General features: G+C 42.0%; 10 protein-coding genes. 4 read left to right on the forward strand and 6 right to left on the reverse strand.

Features of this window, described 5'->3' with window-relative positions; genetic code table 11:
- Positions 1-113: 113 nt before the first annotated feature.
- Entirely contained in the window at positions 114-665 is a 552-nt protein-coding gene (locus ACFPIK_RS14420; protein WP_377916489.1) for a Tll0287-like domain-containing protein, read from the reverse strand.
- 239 nt (positions 666-904) lie between these two features.
- On the opposite strand from ACFPIK_RS14420, the gene ACFPIK_RS14425 reads away from it, so the two are divergent.
- Both ACFPIK_RS14425 and ACFPIK_RS14430 read left to right on the forward strand, forming a co-directional pair.
- Positions 905-3,715 (forward strand): YCF48-related protein, encoded by a 2,811-nt coding sequence (locus ACFPIK_RS14425; protein WP_377916491.1) that lies wholly within the window; start codon positions 905-907, stop codon positions 3,713-3,715.
- Positions 3,716-3,929: 214 nt separating this feature from the next.
- A complete protein-coding gene (locus ACFPIK_RS14430; protein ID WP_377916493.1) occupies positions 3,930-5,171 on the forward strand; it encodes a cystathionine gamma-synthase family protein in 1,242 nt (413 codons plus the stop codon).
- An 18-nt stretch (positions 5,172-5,189) separates the two neighbouring features.
- Here the strand turns inward: ACFPIK_RS14430 and ACFPIK_RS14435 are convergent, their stop codons facing one another.
- Both ACFPIK_RS14435 and prfA read right to left on the reverse strand, forming a co-directional pair.
- Positions 5,190-5,714 (reverse strand): GNAT family N-acetyltransferase, encoded by a 525-nt coding sequence (locus tag ACFPIK_RS14435; RefSeq protein WP_377916495.1) that lies wholly within the window; start codon positions 5,712-5,714, stop codon positions 5,190-5,192.
- An 81-nt stretch (positions 5,715-5,795) separates the two neighbouring features.
- Positions 5,796-6,869, reverse strand: coding sequence for a peptide chain release factor 1 (gene prfA, locus ACFPIK_RS14440; RefSeq protein ID WP_377916497.1), 1,074 nt, complete (start codon positions 6,867-6,869; stop codon positions 5,796-5,798).
- Between the two features lie 105 nt (positions 6,870-6,974).
- Between prfA and ACFPIK_RS14445 the strand changes: the two genes are divergently transcribed.
- The gene (locus ACFPIK_RS14445; RefSeq protein WP_377916499.1) at positions 6,975-7,211 is read left to right on the forward strand and encodes a Kazal-type serine protease inhibitor domain-containing protein; all 237 of its coding nucleotides are present in this window, start codon (positions 6,975-6,977) and stop codon (positions 7,209-7,211) included.
- Between the two features lie 111 nt (positions 7,212-7,322).
- Here ACFPIK_RS14445 and glmS read toward each other — a convergent pair whose 3' ends face one another.
- The 3 genes from glmS to ACFPIK_RS14460 form a co-directional block, all read right to left on the reverse strand.
- Positions 7,323-9,164 carry a glutamine--fructose-6-phosphate transaminase (isomerizing) gene (gene glmS / locus ACFPIK_RS14450; RefSeq protein ID WP_377916500.1) on the reverse strand — a complete coding sequence of 614 codons (1,842 nt, stop codon included), beginning with the start codon at positions 9,162-9,164 and terminating at the stop codon, positions 7,323-7,325.
- A gap of 122 nt (positions 9,165-9,286) precedes the next feature.
- On the reverse strand, positions 9,287-10,645 hold the full coding sequence (locus ACFPIK_RS14455) for a DUF4270 family protein (RefSeq protein WP_377916502.1): 1,359 nt from the start codon (positions 10,643-10,645) through the stop codon (positions 9,287-9,289).
- Entirely contained in the window at positions 10,617-11,429 is an 813-nt protein-coding gene (locus ACFPIK_RS14460; protein ID WP_377916504.1) for a glycogen/starch synthase, read from the reverse strand. The genes ACFPIK_RS14455 and ACFPIK_RS14460 overlap by 29 nt, the downstream gene beginning before the upstream one ends.
- 125 nt (positions 11,430-11,554) lie before the next feature.
- Between ACFPIK_RS14460 and panC the strand changes: the two genes are divergently transcribed.
- Entirely contained in the window at positions 11,555-12,403 is an 849-nt protein-coding gene (panC, locus tag ACFPIK_RS14465) for a pantoate--beta-alanine ligase (RefSeq protein ID WP_377916506.1), read from the forward strand.
- The last annotated feature ends 9 nt before the right edge of the window (positions 12,404-12,412 follow it).

Here is a 12,412-nt window from a genome sequence, read left to right on the forward strand (position 1 = left end):
TTTTCTAAATCTTAAAAAATCCCTTTTCAGGTACAAAGCTATAGTCGCCCATACGGAAGACAATTTTCTTTCGATTTAAGAAACCGATCCAAAAAACCGAGACTTACGGTTACCTACAACCTTTTTACCACTTCCTTTTTTGGTATCCGTACAGACCACATTCCCCTTAGGTCACCTACTTTATGACCTCTTGCCCGATCACTTGGATAAAGTTGGTCAAGCTTCACCAAAGTTTCTTTGGAAATTTCTTTCTCAGGTTCTCCATGGCAATTTAAGCACATGCCGCTTGGAATCGTGATGGGTTTGGTATAAAGAAGTACCTCACCGTTTTCAAATTTCTGAATGTTCGGATCACTTTTTATCCCATTTTCAGCATTATACTCATAGGCTTCCAAAATAGGCCGTTCTTCATCGGTTGGTAAATCTGCTGAATTCCTCGCTCGATTTGAGGCTCTTTTGAGCTGAACCGAATAGACTTTGCCTAATTCAGTTAATATAGGTAGGGCGTTGACATTACAAAATTCAATAGCACCTGGGATCCCCTGTTCGGAAATTGCCTTTTGCAAATTTGATATTAATTGATTTTGAGCCTCTTGAGTCAGTGAATCTCCCCATATCATAGCTTCCTGAATGATTTCAGCTTCGGTGACACGTTTGATTTCCATGTTCCGGTTTACCTCTTCAAAAGTCTCTTTCGAAACCCTCTCTTGTGGTCCGCAAGAAACTATCAAAACCATACTAACAAAGACCGGAGCGAAGATTTTCATGGCTAAAGGGAATAGTTCTAAGGAGTCAAATCTAATTTAGAGAGCAAAGTTCTGTTAATTACCCAATTCTTGTTCTTAATTTACTTCCTAAATAATTCAAATCTCATAGGAATTATATTTAGCCTTATTTCAAAAGGATGAAAAAACTTCTAGCCGCTTTACTTTTTTCCCTGATTGTCATAAGCCTTTCTCATGGTCAAACTTGGACAAGAATGCAAGGCTGGGGGCTAGACCTTGAAGCAAATCACTGGGTTACCAATCAAAAAGTGGTCGCGGTAGGAGAAAATCTCATCATTTACTCTGAAAACGCGGGAAGCACTTGGGCAGAAGTGGGCCAAGAATTTGGGGTTAGATTTAGTGACGTCACTTTTACCAACGAATCCAATGGGATCGCGGTGGGTGAATTGGGTACAATTTATAGAAGTGCGGACGGGGGAAAAACCTGGACAAAAATCAGTTCAGGAACCCAGAAAAATCTGAAGAGTGTAGTTTCTATTGGAGAAAACCAACTGTTTGCTTCAGGTGAAGATGGAACTCTTCTCAGTTCCATGAATTCCGGCGGTTCTTGGTCCTTGATAACCATCAACACGACGCTTGATTTTCAGGAAATCTTTTTTGTAAATGAAAACCTGGGATTCATAGCAGCTGAGGGTGGAAATGTATTTAAGTCTTCCAATAAGGGCGTGTCATGGGAAAAAATCCAGCTTCCTACCGTGAGAAACTTAAATGGATTGGTTTTTACCAGTACTCTGATTGGCTATGCGGTCGGAGATCAAGGCTCCTTTTTCAGAACTGCGGACGGCGGAACGACGTGGCTCCCCCTAGTCAGCAATGTGTCTACCAAATTAAAAAAAGTTGCCGCCAGCCCAGTGGACAACAGAATCTTGGTGGCAATTGGTGAACAGGCGACTCTCATCAGATCAGCCAATTCAGGGACAACCTTCAGCACAATTAACTTGGGGGCAGGTAATACCAGAAATCTAAATGATCTCAGATTTATTCCTGCTTCCAATACGCTGTTTACTTTTGGTCAAAATGGATTTATCATTTCCTCCACCAATGCAGGAACAAGCTGGACTACAAGACAGGCTGGAGTTAGGAATGACTTTTCTTCCACGGATTTTAAGAGCAATACAATAGGTTTCATTTCCGGTAAAAACGGAGAATTCTACGTGACCACCAACGGCGGAACTTCTTTGATCAGCAGACCTCTACCTGAAAAAGTAGACATTCATACGATCGATTTTTGGAATACTTCTTTTGGATATGCTTCGTCAGAATCAGGAAAAATGTACCGAACAGCAAATTCCGGTTCATCATGGGTCCCCGTACCATCTAATTCACCAAATAAAATCACTGGATTCTACTTATTTGCTACCTCTGTTTTATATGTTTCTGGCACGAAAGGGTATGTTTCAAGATCGTTTGACTCAGGCGTTACTTGGGATCAAACCATTAACACAGGAATTACAGAGGATTTGGCTGACCTGACATACTTTGATTTCGTGTTCGGCTTTGCAATTGGAAAAAATGGTCAAATCATTCGAACTGCCGGCGGCACCAATTGGGAATTGAAACCCAAACTTACCAGTGAAAATCTAAATGCTCTAGCCAAACTAGATACCACAACAGCCATTGTAGTGGGAAATAATGGCGTAGTCTTAAAGACAAAAGACAAAGCAGTCACTTGGGAAATTTTACCATTTCCCGAAAAAGTAAATTTGACCTCAGTGGATTTTTGGGATCTTTTTTTGGGTTTTGTAGTGGGGGAAGGTGGCATTACATACCAAACAAAAGACGGAGGGTTAACTTGGGTTAAGATCAACAGTGGAACCATTAGGGATCTAAATTCTGTCAACTACGGGGACCCCAATTCAGCCTTTGCAGTAGGTAACGACGGTACAATCCTGAGCTATTCCTGTACACCGCCAGGTTCAGTCAGCCCAATTTCGGGCAATTCGACTTCTTGTCTAGGTGCAAGCACTTACAGCATTTCCAGCCAGCCAGAGCTGAGTTCTGATATCGTGTGGAGAGTAGACGGTGGAATTATATTGTCAGGACAAGGATCACCCACCATAGAAGTTGAATGGACTATTCCTGGAAGAAACGCTGTATTGGTGAGCAGATCCAATTTTTGCGGAAACGGAGAAACATCATCTTTGGAGGTATTTGTCAACCCAATACCTGCTATTTCGACTCTTATTTCAGGAGAAGGAACGGTTTGTATCAATTCAACACACACCTATTCTGTTCCTGCACAAGCGGGAAGTAGCTATACATGGGAAGTCACCGGAGGTGAAATTCAATCAGGTCAAGGTACTTCAAATATCTCAGTCCGCTGGATTGCCTCAGGCGACCAAAAAATCCAGGTAACTGCCTCAAGTCCTTGTGGAAAATCCGAGCCAACCTTTAAATCCATCAAGGCCAATAAAGCACCCGATCAACCTGCTGCGATTGCCGGAGAGACCATCACACCGCTTGGCCAAGTTACTTACCAAACGACTGCATTACCAGGATTGAATTACAAATGGAGTATTTCAGGTGGAGGGAAAATCATTTCAGGCCAAGGTTCGGCAAGCATCACTGTGAATTGGGAGCAAGAGGGACAATTTGAAGTTTCCGTAGAAGCTCAAAATGAATGCAATTTTGGACCAAAAAGGGCATTGAATGTGAATGTAAACATCATTACAGCTCTAGAGCCAAAGCCATCTTTAGGTAAGCTCAAGGTATTTCCTAACCCAAGCCAAGGTCAAGCCACTGTAGAATCAACCTCTTTAGACTTGTTTGAATCCATCCAAGTAATTAATTCTTTTGGACAGGTAGTTTATCATTCAAGTATTAACCAAGGAGACAAACAACACGCCATCGATGCTCTCCCAAGAGGCTTGCTTTATATCCGACTATCAGGGAAAAATGGAGTAATCACCCAAAAGGTCTTGGTGAAGTAAAATGCACAGAACTTCTTAAAAAAATTAACTTTTCCACTAGGACGAAAAATTGAATCAATACAGAATATTATTCCGTGTTTGAAAAATAATGTACTATTTTTACAGATTTCGCAGTAATAATTTCAATATATTCATAAAACAACAAAACATCATTAGGAAGGTCTCATTGTAAATTATAGAGTTTTTTCACTCTTTTGGGTAAAAATAAACCCAAATGAACTCCAGATATTTCCACCCTGAGAGCCTGATGATGTCCTATGGCTACAAGCCAGAACTTTCAGAAGGCGCCGTCAAATGCCCCATATTCCAAACCTCCACATTCGTCTTTAAGACAGCACAGGAAGGCAAAGAATTTTTTGAACTTGCTTACGGAAAACGCGAAAAATCCCCCGGTGAAGAACCGGGGTTGATCTATTCCAGATTGAATAATCCGGATCTACAAATTCTCGAAGAAAGGCTCTGCCTTTGGGACGGTGCGGATGAATGCGCAGTCTTTGAAAGCGGAATGTCGGCAATCTCTACTGTTCTGCTGGAATTTCTTCGACCTGGCGATGCCCTCCTATACAGCATGCCCGTTTATGGTGGGACGGATCACTTTATCAACAAAGTCCTACCTCAATATGGCATCACAGGAATTGGCTTTACTCCCGATGATACGCTGGAGCAAATCCTCCTTAAAGCAGAAAAAGCCAAAGTAAAACTAGTCTACGTCGAAACCCCTGCCAATCCGACCAACGCACTTTTCGATCTGGAGCTTTGTCGAAAAGTAGCGGATCAGCTCAGCAATGCAGAAAACTCCGTATATGTAGTCGTAGACAACACCTACATGGGGCCGCTCTGGCAGCATCCGTTAAAGCATGGAGCAGATTTGGTTATGTACTCAGCCACTAAGTACATTGGAGGGCATTCAGACCTTATCGCAGGTGCAGTGCTTGGCAAAAAAGACCTGATGAAGCGGGTCCGAACCCTTCGCACTTTTTTGGGAAACATGGCCGGCCCATGGACTGGATGGTTACTGATGAGAAGTCTGGAAACTCTCAAAGTCCGAATGACTCAGCAAGCTGAAAATGCAGCTAAAGTAGCTGATTTCCTCGCAGCACATCCCAAAGTTGAGAAGGTCTATTATTTAGGACATCTGCCTGAAAATTCAGAACAATACCAAATTTTCAAAAAGCAATTATCCTGTGCTGGAGCTATGGTATCCTTTGATATTCAGGGCGGAGAAAAAGAAGCATTCCAGTTTTTAGATCATCTCAAACTCTTCCATCTGGCCGTATCACTCGGAAGCACTGAATCTCTCGCCGAGCACCCTGCTACCATGACCCATAGCGATGTAAGCGATCTAGACAGGGCTAAATTGGGAATTTCGGAAAAACTGATTAGGCTTTCCATTGGAGTTGAGCATTACGAGGATCTCATTTGGGACATACAGCAGGCACTTGAAAAAGTAGGATAAAGAAAAAGGGATGAAGAGCTATTCTTCATCCCTGATTTTAACATATTGGAAGATGTCTCCCATCCTTCCTCGCTTTATAAAGCCATTCTTTAGAATGGCCTCAGGGATGTAACCTGCCTTTTCCAAGACATTCATGGACTCCCCATTGAAGTCATAGACCTGTGCGAAAATCCGGTGAATATCAAATTTTTCAAAGATGTACTTGGTGTATAATTTCACCGCTTCAGTGGCAATCCCTTTTCCCCAAAAAGCTTCCCCAACCCAAAACCCAAGCTCCATATTAGTTCGTAGTTCATCTTTTCCACGCTCTGCCCCTATCGCGCCTGCTAGTCTACCTTCAAATTCGATCGCAAAATTTTGAGCAGGATTAAATTTCTGGTTATGCTCAATCCAATGTCGGGCATCATGTATGGTGTAAGGCTGAGGATAGCTATCCCTCAGATTCATGGCTATTTTTGGATTGTTGGCCAAAGGATAGAGCTGATGAAAATGAGATTCATTCCATGTCACCAGATTGATTTCTCTTTCTCCTTCAATAATCATAATAGCGCTGGGTTTACTTAAGTTGCTTTGTTAATTATTTCAATATACTGGCTTAAATTTAGCTTGCAAAGTCTAGACCAATTACTCAATCCCTCCTGCTTGCATTTTTTCCAAATTCTCGGCCAATCGAAGGGCAGAAATGAATTCCTCTATATTGCCATCCATCACATCAGGTAAATTATAGACGGTTTTGTTAATCCGGTGATCTGTGACCCTGGATTGAGGATAATTGTAAGTTCGAATCTTATCCGAACGATCACCACTTCCCACCATGGACTTTCGCTGGGCACCGACTGCCTCGTTGTGCTTAGCAAGTTCGATCTCATACAACCTGGATCGAAGCACCTTCAAAGCCTTTTCAAAGTTTTTGATCTGGGATTTTTCATCCTGACACGTCACCACCAAACCCGTCGGATTGTGGGTCAATCGGACTGCTGAATACGTGGTATTGACAGACTGGCCACCCGGGCCAGAGGAGCAATAGGTGTCTTTTCGGATGTCATTCATGTCCAAGTGGACTTCTACTTCATCCATTTCAGGCAGCACAGCAACAGAAGCTGCTGAGGTATGAACTCTTCCCTGAGATTCGGTGGCAGGAACCCGTTGAACCCGATGCACACCTGATTCATATTTGAGCATTCCATAAACATCCGCTCCGGATACGGTAGCAATTATTTCTTTGTATCCGCCTGCTGAGCCAAAGGTCAAATCCAGCACGGTAAGCTTCCATCCTTTCATTTCGCAGAACCGCTCATACATTCTGAAAAGATCTCCGGCAAAAATGGCGGCTTCATCTCCTCCTGTGCCGCCTCTGATTTCCAAAATACAATCCTTGGAATCGTTGGGATCTTTGGGTGTCAGCTGTTGCTTGAGTTCCTGCTCGAGAACTTCCTTTCGCTCTCTCAGATCATCCAACTCTGCTTTAGCCATTTCCCTAAACTCAGGATCTTTCTCCTTTTCTAGCATCTCCTTGGAGCTGTCAATATTTTTCAGGACCAAAGCATATTCATCATACACCGAAACGAGCTTTTCGAGGTCTTTGTACTCTTTGGTGAGCTTAGCATATTTGCTCATGTCAGACATAGAGTCCGGCAAAATAATCAGTTGACCTACTTCTTCGAAACGTTCCTTCAGGGCTTGTAATTTATCCAGCATGGGTTTTTCCTTGGCTGCGCAAAAGTAAGGATTTTCTGCTTAGGGACGGGAATGCTCCTCAGATATGGATAACTTAGGGTTTTTAACATGTAACCCCAAAATCAAATGAATATTCAAAAACTGTTTTTTCATTTCAGCTTGATTTTATTTTTTATGTTAATGGGATGCGTCCAAGAGGAAGAAAATGTCAATCAATGTCTGAATGCTGATATTGAAAGTCGACCTACAACTTGCTCTACTGTTTTTCAGCCTGTATGTGGGTGTGATGCTAAAACCTATTCCAATGAATGCCTTGCAAGAGCTGCAGGAAACAAATATTTCGCAATAGGTGCATGCAACTGAGTCAGAAAACTCCCAAAATAGCCAATAGCGCAAGAAAATTTTCCTTAAAAAACAACAACCCTGAAAATCTCCATCTTCAGGGTCGTTATTATTGAAAGTTGGACTTATAGATTACTCCACCGTCACTGATTTTGCCAAATTCCTTGGCTGATCCACGTTACAGCCTCTCATCACTGCGATATGATAGGAAAGCAGTTGGAGTGGAATCACAGAAAGCAAAGGAGTGAAGGCCTCATTAGTCGGTGGAATCTCGATCACGTGGTCTGCAAGTGCCTTGACTTGCTTGTCACCTTCGGTCACCACGGCAATCACTTTTCCTTTTCTGGCTTTTACCTCTTGGATGTTGCTCACCACTTTTTCATAAGAACTATCCAGCGTAGCGATGAAAATCACCGGCATTTCCTCATCGATTAGAGCGATCGGTCCATGCTTCATCTCCGCAGCTGGATAGCCTTCGGCATGGATATATGAAATCTCCTTAAGCTTTAAAGCACCTTCCAAAGCCACAGGGAAATTATACCCCCTTCCCAAATACAGCATATTTCGAGCATCCTTGTATTGTTCTGCGATTTTTTTGATTGCCTCATTGGTTTGTAGTGCCTTCTCCACCTTAGCGGGTATATCTGCCAGTTCATGAAGCATCAAGATGTATTTACTTTCAGGCAAAGTCCCTCTTTGGTAGCCAAGCTTTAGCGCCATCATGGTGAGTACGGAGATCTGAGCCGTGAATGCTTTGGTAGAAGCCACGCCGATCTCAGGACCTGCATGTGTATAGCATCCAGCATGGGTTGTTCTTGGAATCGAAGAACCAACCACATTACAAACTCCAAAAATGGTTGCCCCCTTGGATTTTGCCAATTCGATCGCAGCGAGCGTATCTGCTGTCTCACCTGATTGGGAAATCGCAATAATAAAATCTTTGTCACTGATGACAGGATTGCGGTATCTAAATTCAGATGCATATTCTACCTCCACTGGCACACGCGCAAATTCTTCAAAAAGGTATTCGGCTACCAACCCTGCATGCCATGAAGTTCCGCAGGCAGTGATGATGATACGCTCTGCGTTTTGGAACTTGTTCATGTAATCCCTCAAGCCTCCCAAAACCAATCGGCCTGTTTTGGGATCAAGTCGTCCACGAAGACAATCGGCGATAGACTTGGGTTGCTCAAAAATTTCTTTGAGCATAAAATGCTCATAGCCTCCTTTTTCGATAGCCTCCAGTTCAAGCTCCAGCTGATTGATGTAAGGACTAGTTTCGATATTTTCGATAGTCTTCACTTGAAGTTTTCCTTCACGTATCACCGCAATCTCATAATCATCCAGATAGATCACCTTATTAGTGTATTCGATAATCGGAGTGGCATCCGATGCCAAAAAGTATTCGTCTTCGCCGACACCAATCACCAAAGGGGATCCCTTTCGGGCAGCGATAAGCGTATCGGGCTCCTCAAGATTGATCAATACAATAGCATAGGCCCCGACCACTTTTTGCAAAGCAAGCCGTAAGGCTTCCTCAAGGGTACAGTTGCTATTTGTGAAAATATCCTCTATAAACTTGACAAAAACTTCAGTATCCGTCTCACTTTGGAACTTATAACCTTTTTGAAGCAGGTCTTTCTTAAGCACCTCATAGTTTTCAATGATTCCGTTATGGATCATGGCAAACCTTTCAGAAGAAGAATAATGAGGGTGAGCATTGACATCATTAGGCTCTCCATGAGTGGCCCATCGAGTGTGGCCGATGCCAATTTTTGAATTTAGAATTCCATTTTCTGCGAGGTGATTTTCAAGTTCGGAGACCTTTCCTTTTTTCTTGTAAATACTAAGGCCCTTTTGGTCGATCAAAGCTACACCAGCCGAATCATAGCCGCGGTATTCCAATCTTTTTAGCCCTTTAATGATAATGGGCAGCGCCTCCTGCTGCCCTACATACGCGACGATTCCACACATAAGTAAAAATTCTTAAAAGTTGGTTAGTACTTGCGCAAAGAAACAGCATTAACAGCAAAAAAAATAATCCACTTTTATAAAAACTAAAAGTGGATTAGTAATACTTTTTCGAAATCGATTGTTTACCTAATCTTAGAGTAAATAACAGTTACCTTAATTTTATCTTTATTCACTTTAAACTGTCTCAATGATCGTTTGAAATCATCACTTAGATCTCTGGGAGTAGAAGGGTAAAGAAGCCAATCTTGACGCTTAATTTGACCTCGATAGATAGCATTTAGGTGGGAAGAAATGCCTGCTCTGTAAAGTTTATCTACACTATTGTATTCTACAACTGCTGAAGAGGCAAATAAATAATTGGGAATTAGGTTGCCTTTTCCATCATCTATAACTTGAGCTTGCCCATCGCCTTGGACATGAAGTTCTGCTTTGTTAAAGGAACTTAAAAGCACACGATTTTGAGAATCTACAAATTTCAAAACCATCGAAGAAATAGGGACGTTTCCTGCATCTTGATTTTCAAGCGCACCGATAGTAAGGTTAACTTGATTGAAAATCACTCCTTGCAAAGTATCCAAGAAGGCATCAATAGGACCTGTATTCACTCTCATCGCTAGACCAAGTCCTGCCTTCATTCCAACAATCGGGCTGGTATTGTAAGACTTTCCGTATTCAGTAATTACACTTGTAGGAGTACCTGCTCGATCAGATGCAATACTATTGAAACTTCTAGAGGATAAAGTAGTAATCGAATACTTCAATGCAGTGGTGTCACCAAGTGCATGGTAATAAACAGTGATTCCTGTATTTGTACCCAAAGAAAACCCTGCAGTTGCATTATCTCCATCTCTGGATGTAATCGCCAATCCAGGAAGGTACCTTCTAAAGCTAAATAAATTATCAAATTCTTGACCTCTTTTCATCTTGGTAAAAAGGTCATTGATAAATGCTTCATTAGTAATCGGGACTTTTACCAAAGTATCCTTTTTATCTCCAAAAAGAATCTCAGCATCCAAGATTGGGGTCGGCTTGTAGGATAAGGTACTGAAGTTGTAATAGAGTGTATCGAGGATGGGTTCGTTGAGGAGGTGGACTCTATAACTCTTCGGTTTGTCCAAATTAGATCCATTTACACTTACAGTCGAAAAGTTAAAAAACACAGAATCCAAAACAGCGTCTGATTTAGGTCGTTCTGCAGTTTGATCGATATATAATCTCGTGTAGGCTGTGGAAGTAGTCTTTCCAAAGTAGTCATCCACTTCGTTACCTACTAAGAGAACCCCTGAGTTGGTAGTATTAAATGAATCCAGGAGTACCACCTGTGCGTCAAGGGTAAATTCTTTATAAAAAACACCGATTTGGTTATTCTGAGGTGCAAGCTCAAGTCCTACCGTGGCAGGGTCGCTACATGCACCAAGAAATAAGACGGAAATTAACGCGTAAATGGAAAGCTTAGCCTGCAAGGCTGGTGTATACTCCATAAAGCTCTTCATGAGCTTGCTGCTCTTCTTCAAAACTGATTTCAAGATTTTTGTCTTTAGAGAAATCCTCAATTAGTTGGTTTAGTTCGGCAGAGACTTCATTCCCTTTCACCACCCGATCGGCATATTCGATACCCATCTTGATAAAGCCTTCGAAGTCTTTGCTTTTCAAAGGTGCTAAAATAGTGTCATCGATGTCCACCATCTTAACCTTGTTTAACAAATCGTCGCCAAAGGTATGGGAAAATCCATTGTTATAAATGCCAAATACTGTTTTGGTATCCTTAAAGAGCGGTTCGTTTTTGTAGGTCGTCTTTAGATACATTGGGATCAAGGAGGTCATCCAATCATTGCAATGCACGATATCCGGTGCCCAGCCTAACTTTTTAACGGTTTCAATGACACCTTTACAGAAAAAGATAGCACGCTCGTCATTATCCTCATAGAATCGCTGTTGCTTGTCGTGAAACACATGCTTTCGCTGAAAATAATCTTCATTATCAATAAAATATACCTGAAGCTTGGCATTTGGGATAGACGCCACTTTGATGATCAAGGGCTTTTCTTCTTCACCTACGGAAATGTTGATCCCTGAAAGCCTGACCACCTCGTGAAGTCTGTTTTTTCGCTCGTTGATCAATCCAAAACGAGGCACCAAAATCCGGATTTCCATCCCACGCTCCTGCATAGCTTGAGGGAGATTTCTGAGAAAATTGGCGACTTCGGAAGTTTGTAAGAATGGGTTGATTTCACTAGCAACGTAGAGGATACGTAGTTTGGACATGCTATAGGGATTTTAATGATCGTGATAAACAACGGGCACAAAGGTAAATAAAAAAAGCCTATCAGCATTGTATTTCTGGATATTAATCTAGTTTTGCCCCAATTTAGCCGTAATACTGCCTTGCCGTGAAGCTAATCCACACAGGGGCCGAATGGAATCCCCACTGGCTCAGCCACCTCCAAAGTAATCGCCAAATCGGTTTTGTCCCAACCATGGGAGCATTGCATCAAGGTCATTTGGATCTTGTCCAGACCAGCAAATCGAAAATGGATGTAACGGTGGTTTCGATTTTTGTCAACCCTACTCAGTTTAATAATCCCAAGGATTTCGAAAAGTATCCCATCACACTCGATGCAGATTTGGAAAAATTGGAATCCATTGGGGTAGATTATGTTTTTCTACCATCAATAGAAACTATGTATCCTTCCCCGTCTTGCCTGACGTTAGATTTTGGGGACTTAGAGCGAGTTTTGGAAGGAAGGTTTAGACCAGGGCATTTTAATGGAGTCGGTATCATCGTCTCCAAACTGTTTCATATGATCAAGCCGCACATTGCTTTTTTTGGCCAAAAGGACTTGCAGCAGGTTGCCGTTATCAAAAGACTAGTGAAAGACCTTTCATTCGATATCCAATTAGAAACTGTCCTAACCCGGAGAGAAACTGACGGCCTAGCGATGTCTTCAAGGAATATGCGCTTGAATAACGAGGAGCGACAAAAGGCTTTACTTCTTTTCACCAGTTTGATCAAAGCAAAAAACCAGCTGATGGAAGGCCGACCTTGGTTATCAATTAAATCTGAAATAGAAAAGGAATTTGATCAAGTGGAGCTAGCTCGATTGGAGTATTTTGAATTGATTCATCCGGATACATTTGAAATCAAGAATGATTTTGATCCGAATCAAAAATCCTCGATTTGTGTTGCTGCCTATATCGGTGAGGTGAGATTGATCGACAACTTGCCGATTATTCCCTAATTTCGCGGC

This window comes from Algoriphagus aquatilis, assembly GCF_042657405.1.
GTDB lineage: Bacteria > Bacteroidota > Bacteroidia > Cytophagales > Cyclobacteriaceae > Algoriphagus > Algoriphagus aquatilis.

Bases quoted from the DNA above. Each gene is read 5' to 3' on its own strand.
- ACFPIK_RS14455 (WP_377916502.1), bottom strand. From the start codon at position 10,645: ATGGAGTATACACCAGCCTTGCAGGCTAAGCTTTCCATTTACGCGTTA.
- ACFPIK_RS14460 (WP_377916504.1), bottom strand. From the start codon at position 11,429: ATGTCCAAACTACGTATCCTCTACGTTGCTAGTGAAATCAACCCATTC.
- prfA (WP_377916497.1), bottom strand. From the start codon at position 6,869: ATGCTGGATAAATTACAAGCCCTGAAGGAACGTTTCGAAGAAGTAGGT.
- ACFPIK_RS14435 (WP_377916495.1), bottom strand. From the start codon at position 5,714: ATGATTATTGAAGGAGAAAGAGAAATCAATCTGGTGACATGGAATGAA.
- ACFPIK_RS14445 (WP_377916499.1), top strand. From the start codon at position 6,975: ATGAATATTCAAAAACTGTTTTTTCATTTCAGCTTGATTTTATTTTTT.
- glmS (WP_377916500.1), bottom strand. From the start codon at position 9,164: ATGTGTGGAATCGTCGCGTATGTAGGGCAGCAGGAGGCGCTGCCCATT.
- ACFPIK_RS14430 (WP_377916493.1), top strand. From the start codon at position 3,930: ATGAACTCCAGATATTTCCACCCTGAGAGCCTGATGATGTCCTATGGC.
- ACFPIK_RS14420 (WP_377916489.1), bottom strand. From the start codon at position 665: ATGGAAATCAAACGTGTCACCGAAGCTGAAATCATTCAGGAAGCTATG.
- ACFPIK_RS14425 (WP_377916491.1), top strand. From the start codon at position 905: ATGAAAAAACTTCTAGCCGCTTTACTTTTTTCCCTGATTGTCATAAGC.